The following is a 16978-nucleotide window of genomic DNA, read 5'->3' as shown; positions in this document are numbered from 1 at the left end:
TTTTGCAATTATACTAAATACGAAACAAACTCCCGTTTATTATCTGTCAAAAGGAATATTTGTTCGTGAATAAGAAAATAAATGTTGAAGAGCTTTAGTTCCAGCTCGGAAACTGCAATAATAGACTCTGTCAATTTTTCTTTTGTGGATTGCACTAGCCTGATTTGATAACGATTGTTTCTGTCTTTTTCATAGAAAGCCCAAATAAAGTAGTCATTCACCGTATTTATCCAGATTTCACCATCAATTGGGAAGTCCTTCAAAAAAAGGGGAATTTCACCATTGTAGATAATAGGATAGACGAGCTCGCTGGCATAAGGTTTAAAGGGAATTTCATTTTTGCTTTCAATCGACATCGATTGGAGGTTCAAAAATAATTGGAAGCCTTCTGCTATTACTTTTGGTCTAATAAGTACACCTTGATCAACCATACCGATGAATATGTAGTTGAACCAGGTTTCTTGTAGCTGTGGGTTGTAGCAATCGATTACCTGTATGCCTGCGTCGATAGGTGAATTATTGGCAATCTTCTTAAGTATTAATTTTTTGCATTGAATTCCAGCTAGGACCCACTCTTTGGCTATTGCCTTGAAGTCTTGTAATACGTAAGTTCCTTCAAAAGTGACTACATTAAAATAGGGTAGGGTATCGTCTGGGTTTCTGGTCTCCACAGCGATCAATTTATTCTCCGCATCGATTTCTATCCGCCAAATGGGGTATGTAAAAATGAAATTGAATGCTTTTGAAATTGTGTGATTTGCCATGTAATTTTCAATCCAAGGCGACAAACTTAGATAAAGTTACCTTTATATACAAGTATAATCACGCGTAAACTAATTTTATCGTGTTTTATGTTTGTTTTCTGCTATTTTTTCTCAAAAAAAAGTCCAGACATCGCTGGACTTTTTTGAGAAAAATATAGTTTAAAATTTTGAACCAATTGTTAGTACAACATTAGTCCGTTGATTTTTTATGTCTGCTACAGGACTAGCATTATTCCAGTAGTTCTCATTAATCAAATATGGGCTTTCTTTGTAGTTGACTGCATTATACGCGCCAGTCAAATCAACATACATACCACGGCCAAGTTTAGCGCCAATACCTAAAGATGCTGTATAATTCGTATAGTCTGCATTTTTATAGGGATTACCACTGTAGTTGAAACCAGCTCTTCCGCTGAATACATTGTCAAACATCACTTCACCACCAATTCGGGCATTAAAAGCACCTTGGTAAGTATCTTTGATGTTTTGGTTCATGTTCTTTTCTAACGTTTTACTGTAGTTTCCTACATCTTTAAAACGCATAGCTGCATAATCTACCCATTCGACATCAGCGGTTATTAGCCCTCTTGAAAATAATTGGCTCGCCCCAAGAGACAATTTATAGGGGGTATTCATATTATATTCCAAGTAACTGTGTCCTGCGTCATCACTGGTTCTATACTCTTTAAATGATTTGTCTTCATTTGGTCTGAAGTAACGGAACTCAGAATTACTATACGATTCATCCCGGATGCTCATAAATGTAGGTGACTTAGCGGTGAATCCCATGCTAAACGTTGGCGTAAATTTATAGATTACCCCAAGTTTAAAGTCGACACCGGTACCATCAGTGGCTTGCGCATAATCATCATATAATTCATAATCTTTATCCAACATGGCATACTTTTGGGCATTGGTTGGTTTTAAAAATTCTGAATCTTTGTTGATGGCTTTTAATTGGTCGGCGGTCATTGTTTGACCATATTCTGTAAACCAGCTGGAATTGTCGTAGCTAAATGCGGTGAAACCTAAAGAGGCTCCTAAATACAATTTGTTACTATAATTGGCTCCAAATGACAATACAGATTCGGATTTACTACCTTTTTCTAGAATGGAATTTACTTGATTAAAGCCATTTTTTCCATCAAAAGTTCCGCCGACAGTAATCGGGATATAAGCGCCTGCATTTTTGGGGTCTACGTCGAATAATAAAGAGTTGTTATAGACTTCCTGGCCCCAACCTTGTGTTCCTCCGACGTCCGAAAGACGGTCTGAATAAGCATCTGATATCGAACTTGTATTATTTACTCCTCGATACTCTAGCAGGTTGTTATAGACATAATTGCGGTTATAAGCAATACCAACATTAAAATTCAACCAGCCTCTATCCAGGTTACCTCCATTGCGGTAAGTTGGGAGGTGAAAAACGATTCCAGCATTATCTAAGTTGAAATTATTCTTGCTGCTGTTTGAGTTTTGACCAAAATAGTCGGTTTTGTTTTTATTGTTAAGGTACCTACCAGTTACTGATACATCAGACTGATTGAAGTAACCCAAACCTGCAGGGTTACTCGTAATTGAACTTATATCTCCACCTAAAGCAGTTGAAGCATTTCCCATGGCTTTAAAACGAGCTGTTCCGCCATTGTCCCCTTGGGAGAATAAAAGTACATCTTTCGTATATTGCGCTTGAGTAGTCCCTGCTGCACCTAAAACGAATGCAGTTCCAAAAAGTAATTTTTTGATTGTCATATGCTAAAATATCGTCAATAATAATCAGTAGCACACAAGATGCTGTATGCTACTGTTTAAATGCTTTTAACTATCGAGTACGTCCTCCACTTGATCTTGAGCTACCGCCTCCGGAGAAGCCTCCTCCCGAAGATCTAGAACTACCACCTCCAGAAAAACCACCACTAGAGCGTGATGATGAACCACTATCATAGCTTCTTGTTGGCGGAGTATACGATGGTCTTGACGTTGAGCTTGGGTTGCTGGAACGTGTTTCCATCGAACGGCTCATTGGACGAGATACCTCACCTGAACTGTTTCGTGATCTGGAATCATTATTATAATATCCGCTAGAGGTGCTCCGTGTGTTGTTTGGATAGGAACCATTGACTCTATCTGAGGTTCTTGAACGCATACCGTCTGAGTAAGCTCTATTCGACACACCATCCGATGTTCTTGTTCTTCCTCCAGTTCTATCGTATGAAGAGCTCCGTGACGATACTGTGCCATCAGAATTTCTTGATCTGCTAGCAACGGATGTAATCCTTCCCCTAGAATCACGTGCTACGCCGGTACGGTCATATCCTCCAGAATTTCGAGCAACGCTGTTGCGGTCATATCCACCTGAAGTTCGGGTTCTTGATGATGAACTGCGCGTGTTATAGTTGTCTCTGTATACAGATCTACTTGATGCATAGCGTGGTCTTGAGTTACCCCAGTAACCACCGCCCCAGTAACCGTTTCCGTACCAACCAGATCCCCAGTAGCCGCAGCCATACCAGCCACCCCAAGGTCTGTAACCGCCATACCAAGGAGATCCCCAGCCCCAGCTAGATCCCCAACCCCATCCGAGGCCGATAGACCAAGATGAACCCCATCCAGAGTTCCATCCCCATCCCATTCCGAACGATGGGCCGTATCCGTACCAACCGCCGAAACCATAACCATACCATGGATCAAAAAATGGGTCGAAATACGTCATGCCCGGACTAGCGTAATAGAAACGGTTGATACGATTGGCATATTCAAGATCTTCATAGGAATCATTGTTGTAATCCTGATCAGAATATTCGTCATCATAGTAACCGCCTTGCGCTTGCCCGTTTGGTTGGGCCTGATCTGCATCTGTGTAATAGTAATCTGGGCTTTGATAAACCTTTTGTCTAGCTTGCCCATTATTGCCATAGACATCGTCGCCATAGATTTGCCTACTTGTACCGCAGGAACCAAGCATGAACGCTCCTGTTATGGCAAGTGCTCCGATAAATAATCTATTTTTTTTCATAATATCCTAAATCCTTATTTTCGATTATACAGCCTTATTTACTATCTTAGACGCAAATTTCTCAAGGGGGTTTAATCGAAGTAATCAAAAATACAAATATTTTTTATTGAACGCTTTTCGTATTAGAATTACAGACGAGATTTAACGTAATAATGTTACAATAATTTATCAATTTCATATGAGTAAAGGAATAACAAGTCGTGCTGAAGATTATTCACAATGGTATAACGAGCTTGTGATTAAAGCTGATCTAGCTGAAAATTCAGCTGTACGAGGCTGTATGGTGATTAAACCCTACGGATACGCTATCTGGGAAAGGATGCAAGCGATCTTAGATAAAAGATTTAAAGAAACAGGTCATAGCAACGCTTATTTCCCTTTATTCATTCCCAAATCGTTTTTTTCTAAAGAGGCGGCGCATGTGGAAGGCTTTGCTACCGAATGTGCGGTAGTAACTCATTATCGATTAAAAAACGATGGTACAGGTAAGATCGTCGTGGATGAAGACGCGAAATTGGAGGAAGAGTTGATCGTGCGCCCGACTTCCGAAACGATTATTTGGAACACCTATCGTGGATGGATTGAATCTTATCGTGATCTTCCAATTTTGGTCAATCAATGGGCGAACGTTGTACGATGGGAAATGCGTACACGTCTTTTCTTGCGTACTGCCGAGTTTTTATGGCAGGAGGGCCATACAGCCCATGCAACAAGAGAAGAGGCTATTGAAGAAACAGAACGTATGCTTGATGTGTATGCTGAATTTGCTGAAAAGATACTGGCTGTGCCTGTTGTACGTGGTAGAAAAACAGAAAACGAGCGTTTTGCGGGTGCCTTGGATACGTATTGTATTGAAGCATTGATGCAGGATGGAAAAGCATTACAAGCAGGAACTTCTCATTTTCTTGGCCAAAACTTTGCAAAGGCGTTTGACGTGAAATTTACTTCTAAAGAAGGTAAATTGGAACATGTTTGGGCGACTTCCTGGGGGGTTTCTACACGTCTGATGGGCGCATTGATTATGGCTCACTCAGATGATCAAGGATTGGTATTGCCGCCAAAATTGGCACCAATTCAAGTTGTCATCGTTCCGATTTTTAAGACTGAAGAAGAAAAAGCGCAAATCGATGCATTTGTGAATCAGTTGACCAATGAATTGCGTGTGAACGATATATCGGTAAAATACGACGATCGGGACACACAACGTCCAGGTTTTAAATTTGCAGAATGGGAGTTAAAGGGTGTTCCTGTACGTGTAGCTGTTGGAGCGAGAGATATGCAAAATGGTACAGTAGAATTGGCGCGTCGTGATACTCAAACGAAAGAAACGGTTGCTCAGGAAGGCTTGGCTGGTACCATTGTACAATTGCTGGATACAATACAAGAAAATATATATCAAAAAGCGTTAAATTTCAGGACATCTCATTTTACTGAAGTGAATTCTTATGATGAGTTTAAAGAAGTACTGGAAGGTAAGGGTGGTTTTATCTCTTGTCATTGGGATGGAACAACAGAAACGGAAAAACGTGTAAAAGAAGAAACTAAGGCAACAATTCGTTGTATTCCTTTGGATGCGAAGGAAGAGGAAGGTATCTGTATCTTTACAGGGAAACCTTCAAGTCGACGTGTACTGTTTGCAAAAGCTTATTAATAAATAGTGTTGTCGTAATATGAGGATACTCATTTTGGGATGTGGTTGGCTCGCAGAATCTTTTGCGATGCATATGAAGCATCAAGGCCATGAGGTTTGGGCTAGTACAACAACATCTGAGAAATACCATCGGCTTAAAGCCGATGGTATTTTTTCGTTTATTTTAGACTTTGATTATGAAAATTTTCCAGCACAGGTAGATTTACCTACTCAATTTGACTTCGTATTAAACAGTATACCTGCAAGTCAGAAAAATAGTGTAGCGATCCTTGAAAACAGATTTTCGAATATCAAATCATTTTATGCGCATATGACATGGAAGAAACAAGTCTTCCTGAGCTCTATTGGAATTTATCCGGACAAAGATGGCGTATTTGATGAATCCTATGCAGATATAACCGAACTTTCATCAAAACTCTTGCTTGCTGAAGCAAGTATGTTGGGATTGGATGATACTATAATTTATCGATTAGGAGGTTTGTTTGGTAAAAATCGTGTTTTTGCCAAATATTTTTCCGAACGTATCTGTACGACGGGGGAACAGCCCGCCAATTTTGTTCATATCGATGATGTGATCAGACTGTTAGAGGCAGCATCTTGCAATGCGCTTAAGCATACTGTATACAATGTTGTTGCTCCCTTACATCCTAAGAAAAAGGGTGTTATTCTAGCTTCGGCAAAAAAATATGGCTATGCTTTGCCACTTGCGTTCGAAGCCGGGGATGTGACGCAAAAAATAGTTAGCGGAAGATTACTTCTAGAGGAACTGGATTATCAATTTGTCCTGCCTGATCCTTTGCAATTTTAATTCATTTTTCTTTTTAAAATAAAAATGAATTTATGATTGTCAGCGTGAAAAAATTAAATAATTTCATTATTTTAACATCAATTCTACTGAGGGAAATTTAAGTAGAAAGTCATATTTGTTGAAATTTATTGATATCGATGGATTTTTTCAAGATATCGACATATTCCTTTAAACAAACCGATAATAGATTTAGTATTTTAACAGCTTATTATAAATAGAGCCATGACAAATGTAGAAAGACATCAATATATCTTAAAACAATTAAAGGAGGTCGGCGTAGTTCAGGTAATTGATCTATGTGAGGAATTGGGCGTTTCCTCTGTAACCATTCGGAAAGATTTGACCTTGTTGGAAGATAGTGGATTGTTGTTTAGAACGCATGGCGGGGCAACACAATATAATCCTTATACGACTGACCGTACAGTATTTGAAAAAGAGAAGCTTCGTTCGGACGATAAAAGCCGGATCGGAAAAAAAGCGGCTGAAATGATTGAGGAAAATGATTCAATCATTATCGCTTCAGGAACGACCATGCAGTCGCTGGCAAAACAGATCATTCCTAAAGGAAATATCACTGTAGTAACTTCGGCATTGAATGTTGCGATGGAATTGATCAAATATCCTTCGGTTGAAATCATGCAGATGGGCGGAACGCTTCGCAAGACTTCAACATCCGTAACTGGAAAGTATGCAGAAAATTTATTGCAGGATTTTTACTGCAGTAAATTATTTTTGGGTGTGGACGGTATTGACTTAGAATATGGTGTATCAACCTCAAGTGCGCAGGAGGCACAATTAAATCGCATTATGATCGATACGGCTCAAAAGGTTGTTGTACTAGCAGATTCGTCTAAATTCGGACGACGAAGCTTCGGGCGGATTTGTGGTTTTGATAAAATTGATATATTAATTACCGATGACAAAGTAAATACAAGCTTTGTGGAATCGTTAGAAAAAGCGGGGGTAAATGTTATTGTTGTTTAACACGGCTTAACTAAAAATCAAAGCGGAGCTGCTTATCTTTATCATAAAAAATGTCCCCAAAAGAGTGTTTAACTATTTGGGGACATTTTCTTTATGGATAGTTTTTTTTAGCTCAACGCCGGCTCTTGCTGGCTTAAACAGTGGAAACTTCCCAGCCCCCAAATAATGTCGACGGAATTTATTCCTATGACTTTACGTGTAGGGAAACAGCCTTGGATGATATCCAGTGCTCTTTGGTCATTTTTATCGTTGAAGATCGGTACTACAACAACATCGTTTGCAATGTAGAAATTAGCATAAGAAGCAGGTAATCTTGTTTCGTCATAGATGACCGGTGCTGGCATTGGGAGCTCAATGATATGCAGAGGCTCTCCATTTAAGAGTCTAAATGAACGAAGTGTTGCTAGATTTTCTTGAAGTATCTCATAGTTCTCGTCTGTTGGATCTTCCTCTACAACCGTTAAAACGGTGTTTTCGTTGATGAAACGTGTAATATCATCAATGTGCCCATCTGTATCGTCTCCAACGATACCGTCTCCAAGCCATAAAACCTGTTCCTGACCGTAAAATTCTTTCAAATAGGTTTCTATTTGTTCTTTTGTCAGGTGTGGATTTCGGTTTTTATTCAATAGACAAGCGGTTGTTGTCATGATTGTTCCTGCGCCATTAAACTCAACTGAACCGCCCTCCATGACGATATCAGGGGTATACAAAGGAAGGTTAAATTCTTTGGCAATACGCGTAGGAACGACGTCATCCAGGTCGAAAGGAGGGTATTTTCCACCCCAGGCATTATAGCCCCAGTCGACAACTGCTTTTTGATTTGTAGCCTGGTTAATAATAAAAGCGGGACCGTGGTCTCTACACCAAGCATCGTTAGTCGGATTAAAATAGAATTCGATATTGCTAAAATCTGTTGTTACTTCTTTAAGCGCGGTAATAGCAAAATTTTGCATTTCCTCGTTAGCGACGTTAATCCTTACTTTTTGCCCTGCTGCTACGACTTTAATAAATTCGCAATAGGGTTTGTATATTGTTTCGATCTTCCCAGGCCAGGATTCCTCTTTATGTGGCCAGCTCAACCATAAGGCTTCTTGTTTTGCCCATTCTGCGGGAAATGAGAAGCCCTGTTGTTTTGGGGAATTGTCAAAATATTCCTGTGTGAATGTCTTTTTTTGTTCCATACTTATTTTAATGGGATTAAAAAAAGCCATTTCAGTTCGTTTCAGCACAGTTGTGTGCGTTCGAAACCGAAATGGCTAGAATATCCGATATTAGTCTTCGTCAATAAAACGTTTGGTGATCGGTGCGTATGTTTCGATTCTTCGGTCTCTCAAAAATGGCCAATGTTTTCTGAAATAGTCTGATTCATTTAAGTCCAATTCGACGACTTCAATTTCTTCTTTGTCATGTGAGGCAAGATAAAGCAATTTACCCTGTCCATTTGTTACGAAGCTTCCACCCCAGAATTTCATTGCGCCATTTTGCTCAAATCCTACGCGATTAACGGATACAACAGGAACACCATTTGCAACGGCATGGGAGCGTTGTATTGTTTGCCACGCATTATATTGATCTTTGTTGGTTTCTTCATCTTGGTCTGTTGCCCATCCAATAGCTGTAGGGTAGAATAAGATTTCTGCACCCATTAATGCGGTAATTCGAGATGCTTCAGGGTACCATTGATCCCAGCAAATTAAAATGCCTATTCTTCCAAATTTTGTTTTGAATACTTTGTAGCCTAAATCTCCTGGGGTAAAATAGAATTTTTCATAAAATGCAGGATCATCTGGGATATGCATTTTGCGGTATTTTCCTAAATAGGAACCATCTGCATCCAATACAGCGGTTGTATTATGGTACAGTCCCTCTGCTCTTTTTTCAAATAATGAAGCGATAATTACGACGCCTGCTTCTTTAGCAACAGCCGATAGGGCGTCCGTCGATGGGCCGGGAATGGATTCAGCCAGTGCGAAATTGTCGTAATCTTCCACATCGCAGAAATATAAAGAGGTAAATAGTTCTTGCAGACACACAATTTGCGCACCTTTTGCAGCGGCTTCTTTTACTTTAGCGATAGCTTTTTCGAGATTCTCTTGTTTGCTTGCGGTACAGCTCATCTGTACAACTCCAACTTTTACTTTGCTCATTCTTTAATGCTTATTTTAATACAGCACAAAGATACTATTCTTAATTTGGATTTGGTCTGTGGGAAAAACAAAAAGAGCTCTTAGAGCTCTTTTCGTAATCTTGCCACAGGAATATTCAATGCTTCCCGATATTTTGCCACCGTTCGCCGCGCAATATTGTATCCTTTTTCTTTTAGGATCTCAGTTAGTTTCTCGTCAGCCAAGGGTTTCCGTTTATTTTCTTTTGAGATGCATTCCTCCAATATTTTCTTAACCTCTTTATTGGATACTTCTTCACCAGAATCAGTCTGGATCGCTTCAGAGAAAAATGATTTTAAGAGAAATGTTCCGAATTCTGTTTGCACGTATTTTGAATTTGCTACCCGCGACACCGTAGATATATCCATATCGATTTTGTCGGCGATGTCTTTCAATATCATTGGTTTTAACTTACGATCATCACCAGTGAGGAAATAATCATATTGGTATTCCATGATTGCATTCATTGTTTTTAGTAAGGTTTGTTGACGCTGTTTTATTGCATCAATAAACCATTTGGCTGAGTCAAGTTTTTGTTTGACGAATTGCACAGCCTCTTTCATTTTTTTATCCTTTTGATCCGATTTCTCGTAATGTTCAAACATGTGTTGGTAATCACGACTTATGCGGAGCTCAGGCGCATTTCGGCCATTTAAAGTCAAATGCAGTGTTCCATCATTATTGCTGATATGGAAATCCGGGATAATATGAAGCTGTTTGCCCGCGACTGCACCAGAATCTCCTGGTTTAGGATTAAGTTTTAGGATCTCGTTGACGACGTTTTTTAAATCCTCTGATGAAACTCCTAAAGATTTTTCTAATTTATCATAATGCTTTTTGGTGAATTCTTCAAGGTAATTCGCTACGACTTTAATAGCGAGTTTGATTGTGGGATTTTGTGTGTCTTTTTTTTGTAATTGGATCAATAGGCACTCTTGCAGATCTCGTGCTCCAATTCCCGCAGGCTCAAAATCTTGAATTACTTTTAGCATGTCTAGAACTTCCTGCTCATCAGTCATTACATTTTGACCAAAAGCTAGGTCGTCGACAAGATTGATTATTGGACGGCGTAAATAGCCGTCGTCATCTAGACTGCCAATGATTTGTTGGCCAATTAAAAAGTGCTTGTCATCTAAAGCTAAAAGGTCTAATTGTTGTTGTAACTGCTCATAAAAGGAGTGCTGAATAGCAACGGGCATTTCTTTCCGGTCGTCATCGTCGTCTCCGTAGTCATAGCCATTGCCGTAATCTTTGAAATCGTCTTCCTGGATGTAATCTTCTAAACTAAAGTCTTCTGAGTCAAATCCATCTTCATTGTCAAAATTATCGTCTGGATCTTTATCGGGATACTCTTCTATAGGATCGGTCATATTAGTCAAGCTACCATCTTCTAACGCAGGGTTTTCTTCTAATTCTTCCTTGATTCTCGCATCTAATGAAACAGTCGGAACCTGCAACAATTTTATAAATTGTATTTGTTGCGGGGACAATTTCTGTAATAGCTTTTGTTGTAATGTTTGTTTTAACATGCTAATAGTTGACTTTTTTACATCTAAATTTAAACAAATATCATTATTATTTTAAAATAAAATCGATAATAAATAAAAAATGGGTATAATATTTGTGGAACGCGGGAGAATTTATGAACAAATTTGAGACTGGGCTTGTTTTCTCCATACCGGGCTGTTCTTATTTAGTCGTCGTTGTAATTTCCAAAATCCATCCTTTCGAATTATGTCGTATTTTACAGTTCTTTGGCGGGTGTTTTTTATTGTTAAAAAATGTAAATAGTTGATTACAGCGATTTATTTAGTTGTATATTTAGCCCCTGAAAATAGATAAAAAGGCATATTGGACGGGCGTAAAACCTTTTGCTGGTCGGATGTGTTGAATATAAGATAAATTTCCATTTATGTTTAAACGTATTAAGAATAGGATTCTTCGTTATCTCCTTATAGCAATATATTTTATCATTATATTGGTGTGTGCTATACAATTGAATTTTCTGTGGCTCTTTGGTTATTCTCCGACAAAAAAGGATATTGTTATGCCCAGTGTGAATATCTCCACGGAATTATACACGGCAGATAGTGTTTTAATTGGTCGTTATTTCGACGAGGATAGAAATCCAATTCCATTTGATAGCATTCCGAAGTCTGTTACTAATGCGTTGATAGCAACTGAGGATGTGCGTTTTTATAGTCATAATGGTGTTGATTTTTTTGGTCTAGGGTCAGGTATTATCTCTACATTAAAAGGGGATAAGCGTGGTGCAAGTACAATTACGCAACAGTTAGCTAAAAATCTTTATCGTACACGTTATAATAAGGCCGGTGGATTGTTGACGCGTCTTCCCGTCGCGGGCTTGGTGATCACGAAGTTTAAGGAGTGGATGACGGCTTATAAATTGGAGCAACGTTATTCCAAAAATCAGATATTGGAGATGTATTTAAATACGGTATCCTTCAGTAATAATGCCTATGGGATTGAAACTGCTGCAAAGCGCTATTTTTCAAAAGGAGCGAATCAATTGAATCAGACCGAAGCTGCTGTTTTGATTGGCATGTTAAAAGGTACGACTTTATATAATCCTATTCGTAATCCCGAAAATGCTTTTGTGCGAAAAAACACCGTTTTAAGTCAAATGTATAAAGGTGGTTTTCTGAAAAAAGAAGAGTATGATAATCTGGTTAAGGAGAAGATTGTTTTGAATACAAATAGTCAAGATCTTAATGCGGGTGGAGATTCTTACTTACGTGCTGCAGTAGCTAAGTGGTTGGAAAAATGGTCTGGGGATAACAATTATGATATCTATACAGACGGTTTGAAAATTTACACGACGATAAATTCTAAACTTCAAAAGCATGCTGAAGAGGCTGTGGCGAAACAAATGATTGAATTACAGCAACGTCTAAATAACACCTGGGAGGGACAGGAGCCTTGGCGTGATTTATCAGGTAAAGTTATCCCCAACTTCCTGGATAATTTGGCAAAGAAAACTCCTTATTATGCTTTTTTGAGTAAGAAATATGCAAATACCCCTGATAGCATCAATTACTTTCTGAATAAAAAGAAGAAGATCGAAGTTTATAATTGGAAGGATGGCAGTAAGATCGAAAAGGATATGTCTACAATGGATTCTTTGAAATATTATGCCATGATGTTAAATGCAGGCATGATGTCTATGGATCCGTATTCGGGTGAAATTAAAGCATGGGTGGGTGGGATCAACCATCAATATTTTAAGTATGATCACGTGATGCAGGCGAAGCGACAAGCGGGGTCTACATTTAAACCTTTTGTATACTTGGCTGCCTTGGAGTCAGGGATGTCTCCATGTGATAAGATTACCGACAAGCCTGTTACGATCAAGATTGATAAAGGGGATTCCGTGGAGATATGGGAACCTAAAAATGCAGACTGGAATTTTTCCTATCGTGAAATGTCGTTGCGTCATGCAATGGCACGTTCCATCAATTCGGTTACGGTTCAGTTAACTGACATGGTTACGCCTGCGAAAGTTGTTGATGCGGCACATCGTTGTGGTATCACAAGTAAATTAAATCCGGTTGCCTCTGTGGGGTTAGGGCCTAATGATGTTTCTGTTTTTGAAATGGTGAATGGGTACTCGACGATGATGAATCACGGTGAGCGTGTCACTCCTTTATTAGTGTCTAAGATCGAAGATCATGATGGTAATGTTATTGCTACTTTTCAGGCGGAGCGCAAACAAGTGGTGGATAAGCAAGATGCCTGGTTGATGACGTATATGTTGCGTGGTGGTATGGAAGAACCTGGGGGTACATCTCAGGGATTGTGGGAATGGGATTTATTTGATAAGGAAAATGAAATCGGCGGAAAGACAGGTACTTCTTCGGAATATGTGGATGGCTGGTATATGGGGGTGACCAAAGACTTGGTTACAGGTGTTTGGGTTGGTTGTGACGAGCGGAGTATTCACTTTAAAAATTCTCATTCGGGAGAAGGTTCTCGTACAGCATTACCGATATTTGGGGTATATATGGAGTCTGTTTATAAAGATAAACAGTTGGGGTATACGCAAGGTAAGTTTCCTAGTCCTACAGTTGAAATTACGAAATCTTACAAGTGCGAAACTCCGCGTTATAGTGATCCAGAGCCAGATCAGAGTGATTCCACACAGGTAGAAGAGCCCGCTGATGAAGGATTTATCGGACCTGAGGAAGAGGGAGCGGAGCATCCTGTTGAGCGTAATCATGAAGGTGCTGATAGTGGAACGAGTAGCGAAGGGTCATCCTCGTTGGAGGAGGTTGGTAGTCAAAACTGATACTACTTATTAAAGAGGATTCTATCTAAAAAATAAAGATGGCCGCCTAGTTTAACTAAGGTGGCTTTTTTTATGCTAGGCTGCGTGGTTGGAATCTCTCTTGGCGAACGCTTGGTGTTGCTGTGGAAAAAGATTATTCCAGTTAGGGTTGTATTTACGAATGAGCCGTTCGACTTGCATGGTTGTAAAATGTTGTAGTTCGCTTATTCTCTTATTGGCGGTCTCTGAATTCGTGAAAGATTCTGTGTAGATTATTCGATTTAAACTGGGGCCTTGGTTGAAAATAAAACTATTGGATTGCTGTAATTCCATTACTGTACTAAAGATGTTGGAACTGAGGCCGATTTTGAAGTGTTTACGATTGTTGTCAGTTGATATATATACAATAAAATTGTTCATAATGCTAAATTATTTGGACGTTTAAAATATATTTACTAATTTTATTGGCACAATATTACTAATAAAATTAGTTTTTGCAAAATATTTTTTTGAAAAAATAATATGTCAAATATTTCGTCCAATCTGAAGTTCCTTCGAAAAGGAAAAAAAATCACACAGCAACAATTTGCTGATCTTATGGAAATTAAGCGTGCGTCTGTGGGCGCGTACGAGGAAGATCGAGCAGAGCCCAAATATGAGTTATTAAAGAAGATTGCCGAATTCTATGGTTTGACTATGGATGAATTGGCAAACGATGTTATTGATGATAAATGGAAGCCGGTTCCCAAAAGCAATGCCTCAAATTTAAGGGTGCTTAGTGTGACTGTAGATGCGGATGATCGTGAAAATATCGAACTTGTTCCGGTTAAGGCTAGTGCCGGGTATTTAAATGGGTATGGTGATCCGGAATATGTTGCTGAGTTGCCTAAGTTTTCGCTGCCTATGTTTGGTCAAGGGACATTTCGTGCTTTTGAAATAAAGGGAGACTCGATGTTACCTTTGCCATCGGGGTCCATTATTGTAGCGGAGTATGTGGAGAACTGGCATGATATCAAGCCGGGGAGTACCTATGTTATATTGTCTAAGGAAGATGGCGTGGTTTATAAGCGTATCGCTTTTAAATTTAAAGAAGATAAGGGTTTGAAGCTCGTTTCAGACAATAAAACATATGAACCTTATTGGGTGGAGACTGCGGACATTCTTGAAGTATGGAAAGCGAAGGCTTTTATCAGTACACAATTGCCTGAGCCTACGCCAGAGCCAACAATGGAAACGCTGACGAGTATGATGGCGCAAATGCAGAAAACAATTAATGCGGTGGTAGATGGTTCAAAATAGTAGAGAATTGTCTGCGTTTTTTTACGATATAGTTGCACTGTGAAGATAATTTCTATGACCGAGGAGCGATCGATAGCTTGTTTTTATAGGGAATGTAGGGGTGTCGAATATAAAAACAATCTATCTAATTTTGTTTTTTATTTTATAAAATGCTATATTTGCATATCTGAAAGGAAGGGGGCTCGTATTGCCCCCTTTTTTTAATTCAATTAATTTAGCATTTCTAGAAACAGAACAATGCAGCATATAGAAAAGAGAGTTATTGAACTCATCGCGGAAAAAATTGCAGATCGCGAGGATTTGTTTATCGTCAGCGTGAAGATGCGCCCAAATAAAATTCTTGAGATTCTTTTGGACGGAGATAATGGTGTGAATATTGATGATTGCGCACAGGTGAGCCGTCATGTTGGTTTCCACTTGGAGGAGGAAAATGTAATTGATGACGCTTACCGTTTAGAGGTTTCATCTCCAGGTATTGATGCTAATTTTGTTAATATCCGACAGTACCAAAAGAATATTGGTCGTACAGTTCAGGTAAAGTTGAACGATAATACAAAAGTTGAAGGTACATTATTGACCGTAGACGAGATGAAGATCAATGTTCTTCAGAAGATAAAAGAAAAAGGTAAAAAAGCACAAGAGGTAGAAAAAGAACTTCCTTTTGATCAAATAAAAGCAACAAAAGTGGTAATTTCATTTTAATAATAATGAGTAACAGCAACATCAATCTGATAGACTCTTTTCAAGAGTTTAAGGAGTTTAAGAATATCGATAGACCTACTGTTATTACAGTATTGGAAGAGGTTTTTCGTAGTATGATCCGTCGTCGTTTTGGTACGGATGAAAATGTGGATGTTATCGTGAATCCAGATAACGGAGATTTGGAGATTTGGAGGACGCGTGTCGTTGTTGAAGATGAGTTTTCAGAGGATGATGATCTTGAAATCGAATTGGCGGAAGTTAGAAAGCATGATGAAGATTTGGAAGTAGGCGATGATTTTATTGAACAGATCACATTGGAAAGCTTTGGCCGTCGTGCAATTTTAGCTGCACGTCAGACGCTTGTATCTAAGGTTTTGGAATTGGAAAAAGACGAAGTCTTTAAGAAATATAAAGATAGAGAAGGAGAGTTGGTCATTGGTGAGGTTTATCAGATTTGGAAAAAAGAAATCTTGGTATTGGATGAGGATGGTAATGAATTAATTCTTCCTAAATCAGAACAAATTCCAGCTGACTATTTCAAAAAGGGAGATGGCATTCGCGCAGTTGTGCATAAAGTGGATATGATGAATAATAATCCAAAGATTATCATTTCACGTACCGCACCTGCGTTCTTACAACGTTTATTTGAACTTGAGGTTCCTGAAATTTTTGATGGTTTGATTACGATTAAGAAAATCGTTCGTGAACCAGGAGAAAGAGCGAAGGTTGCCGTTGAGTCTTATGATGATCGTATTGATCCTGTAGGAGCTTGTGTTGGTATGAAGGGATCCCGTATTCATGGTATCGTTCGTGAATTGCGTAACGAGAATATTGACGTGATTAATTTTACAACAAATCATTCATTGTATATCGCTCGCGCTTTGAGTCCAGCAAGGATTAGCTCAATCAAAATCGATGAAGAAAATAAGACTGCGGCTGTATATTTAAAATCGGATCAGGTTTCTTTAGCAATTGGTCGTGGAGGACACAATATCAAGTTGGCTGGTAAATTGACTGGTTATGAAATTGATGTTTATCGCGAAAATGACGAGTTTGATGAAGATGTTGATATCGAAGAATTCAGCGATGAGATTGAAAGCTGGGTTATTGATGAATTGAAACGTGTTGGTTTGGATTCTGCAAAGTCGGTGTTGTCTCTTAGCGAGGAAGAGCTGGTTAGACGTACCGATTTGGAAGAAGATACTGTTCGTGAGATTGTACGTATTTTACAAGCTGAATTTGAATAAAATTCAGCTCATTAATTTTTTTCTATCTAACATTCGGAATAAATTGTTTATGGA

Annotated in this window: 14 protein-coding genes; 7 read left to right on the top strand and 7 right to left on the bottom strand. The window is 38.9% G+C overall.

Features of this window, described 5'->3' with window-relative positions:
* Positions 1-8 precede the first annotated feature (8 nt).
* The 3 genes from IQ31_RS15580 to IQ31_RS15570 form a co-directional block, all read right to left on the bottom strand.
* Positions 9-764 carry a hypothetical protein gene (locus tag IQ31_RS15580; protein ID WP_075993388.1) on the bottom strand — a complete coding sequence of 252 codons (756 nt, stop codon included), beginning with the start codon at positions 762-764 and terminating at the stop codon, positions 9-11.
* Positions 765-923: 159 nt separating this feature from the next.
* The gene (locus tag IQ31_RS15575) at positions 924-2516 is read right to left on the bottom strand and encodes a hypothetical protein (RefSeq protein WP_120332620.1); all 1593 of its coding nucleotides are present in this window, start codon (positions 2514-2516) and stop codon (positions 924-926) included.
* 70 nt (positions 2517-2586) lie between these two features.
* Positions 2587-3780, bottom strand: a complete 1194-nt coding sequence (locus IQ31_RS15570) for a hypothetical protein (RefSeq protein ID WP_145328642.1) — start codon at positions 3778-3780, stop codon at positions 2587-2589.
* A 178-nt stretch (positions 3781-3958) separates the two neighbouring features.
* Between IQ31_RS15570 and proS the strand changes: the two genes are divergently transcribed.
* From proS to agaR, 3 genes are all read left to right on the top strand, one after another.
* Positions 3959-5431, top strand: coding sequence for a proline--tRNA ligase (proS, locus tag IQ31_RS15565; protein WP_075993385.1), 1473 nt, complete (start codon positions 3959-3961; stop codon positions 5429-5431).
* A 19-nt stretch (positions 5432-5450) separates the two neighbouring features.
* The gene (locus IQ31_RS15560; RefSeq protein WP_145328640.1) at positions 5451-6239 is read left to right on the top strand and encodes a Rossmann-fold NAD(P)-binding domain-containing protein; all 789 of its coding nucleotides are present in this window, start codon (positions 5451-5453) and stop codon (positions 6237-6239) included.
* 222 nt (positions 6240-6461) lie between these two features.
* Positions 6462-7223: a transcriptional repressor AgaR gene (gene agaR / locus IQ31_RS15555; RefSeq protein WP_075993383.1), complete on the top strand. Its 762-nt coding sequence runs from the start codon at positions 6462-6464 to the stop codon at positions 7221-7223.
* Positions 7224-7330: 107 nt separating this feature from the next.
* Here the strand turns inward: agaR and IQ31_RS15550 are convergent, their stop codons facing one another.
* From IQ31_RS15550 to rpoN, 3 genes are all read right to left on the bottom strand, one after another.
* Complete coding sequence (locus IQ31_RS15550) at positions 7331-8407, bottom strand: agmatine deiminase family protein (RefSeq protein ID WP_088162215.1); 1077 nt, start codon at positions 8405-8407, stop codon at positions 7331-7333.
* A gap of 90 nt (positions 8408-8497) precedes the next feature.
* Positions 8498-9373 carry a carbon-nitrogen hydrolase gene (locus tag IQ31_RS15545; RefSeq protein ID WP_075993381.1) on the bottom strand — a complete coding sequence of 292 codons (876 nt, stop codon included), beginning with the start codon at positions 9371-9373 and terminating at the stop codon, positions 8498-8500.
* 80 nt (positions 9374-9453) lie between these two features.
* Positions 9454-10920 carry an RNA polymerase factor sigma-54 gene (gene rpoN, locus IQ31_RS15540; RefSeq protein ID WP_075993380.1) on the bottom strand — a complete coding sequence of 489 codons (1467 nt, stop codon included), beginning with the start codon at positions 10918-10920 and terminating at the stop codon, positions 9454-9456.
* A 383-nt stretch (positions 10921-11303) separates the two neighbouring features.
* Here rpoN and IQ31_RS15535 point away from each other — a divergent pair, with 383 nt between their 5' ends.
* On the top strand, positions 11304-13697 hold the full coding sequence (locus tag IQ31_RS15535; RefSeq protein WP_145328638.1) for a penicillin-binding protein 1A: 2394 nt from the start codon (positions 11304-11306) through the stop codon (positions 13695-13697).
* Positions 13698-13772: 75 nt separating this feature from the next.
* Here IQ31_RS15535 and IQ31_RS15530 read toward each other — a convergent pair whose 3' ends face one another.
* Positions 13773-14096 (bottom strand): GIY-YIG nuclease family protein, encoded by a 324-nt coding sequence (locus tag IQ31_RS15530; RefSeq protein ID WP_075993378.1) that lies wholly within the window; start codon positions 14094-14096, stop codon positions 13773-13775.
* Positions 14097-14198: 102 nt separating this feature from the next.
* Between IQ31_RS15530 and IQ31_RS15525 the strand changes: the two genes are divergently transcribed.
* From IQ31_RS15525 to nusA, 3 genes are all read left to right on the top strand, one after another.
* Entirely contained in the window at positions 14199-14975 is a 777-nt protein-coding gene (locus IQ31_RS15525) for an XRE family transcriptional regulator (protein ID WP_075993377.1), read from the top strand.
* A gap of 237 nt (positions 14976-15212) precedes the next feature.
* On the top strand, positions 15213-15677 hold the full coding sequence (gene rimP / locus IQ31_RS15520; RefSeq protein WP_075993376.1) for a ribosome assembly cofactor RimP: 465 nt from the start codon (positions 15213-15215) through the stop codon (positions 15675-15677).
* Positions 15678-15682: 5 nt separating this feature from the next.
* On the top strand, positions 15683-16924 hold the full coding sequence (gene nusA, locus IQ31_RS15515) for a transcription termination factor NusA (protein ID WP_145328636.1): 1242 nt from the start codon (positions 15683-15685) through the stop codon (positions 16922-16924).
* The last annotated feature ends 54 nt before the right edge of the window (positions 16925-16978 follow it).

It is taken from the genome of Sphingobacterium siyangense (genome assembly GCF_007830445.1).
GTDB lineage: Bacteria > Bacteroidota > Bacteroidia > Sphingobacteriales > Sphingobacteriaceae > Sphingobacterium > Sphingobacterium siyangense.
This window is presented reverse-complemented; position numbering and strand designations above follow the sequence as displayed.

Coding starts and splice junctions, on each gene's coding strand:
- IQ31_RS15580 (WP_075993388.1), bottom strand. CDS start 764: ATGGCAAATCACACAATTTCAAAAGCATTCAATTTCATTTTTACATAC.
- IQ31_RS15575 (WP_120332620.1), bottom strand. CDS start 2,516: ATGACAATCAAAAAATTACTTTTTGGAACTGCATTCGTTTTAGGTGCA.
- IQ31_RS15570 (WP_145328642.1), bottom strand. CDS start 3,780: ATGAAAAAAAATAGATTATTTATCGGAGCACTTGCCATAACAGGAGCG.
- proS (WP_075993385.1), top strand. CDS start 3,959: ATGAGTAAAGGAATAACAAGTCGTGCTGAAGATTATTCACAATGGTAT.
- IQ31_RS15560 (WP_145328640.1), top strand. CDS start 5,451: ATGAGGATACTCATTTTGGGATGTGGTTGGCTCGCAGAATCTTTTGCG.
- agaR (WP_075993383.1), top strand. CDS start 6,462: ATGACAAATGTAGAAAGACATCAATATATCTTAAAACAATTAAAGGAG.
- IQ31_RS15550 (WP_088162215.1), bottom strand. CDS start 8,407: ATGGAACAAAAAAAGACATTCACACAGGAATATTTTGACAATTCCCCA.
- IQ31_RS15545 (WP_075993381.1), bottom strand. CDS start 9,373: ATGAGCAAAGTAAAAGTTGGAGTTGTACAGATGAGCTGTACCGCAAGC.
- rpoN (WP_075993380.1), bottom strand. CDS start 10,920: ATGTTAAAACAAACATTACAACAAAAGCTATTACAGAAATTGTCCCCG.
- IQ31_RS15535 (WP_145328638.1), top strand. CDS start 11,304: ATGTTTAAACGTATTAAGAATAGGATTCTTCGTTATCTCCTTATAGCA.
- IQ31_RS15530 (WP_075993378.1), bottom strand. CDS start 14,096: ATGAACAATTTTATTGTATATATATCAACTGACAACAATCGTAAACAC.
- IQ31_RS15525 (WP_075993377.1), top strand. CDS start 14,199: ATGTCAAATATTTCGTCCAATCTGAAGTTCCTTCGAAAAGGAAAAAAA.
- rimP (WP_075993376.1), top strand. CDS start 15,213: ATGCAGCATATAGAAAAGAGAGTTATTGAACTCATCGCGGAAAAAATT.
- nusA (WP_145328636.1), top strand. CDS start 15,683: ATGAGTAACAGCAACATCAATCTGATAGACTCTTTTCAAGAGTTTAAG.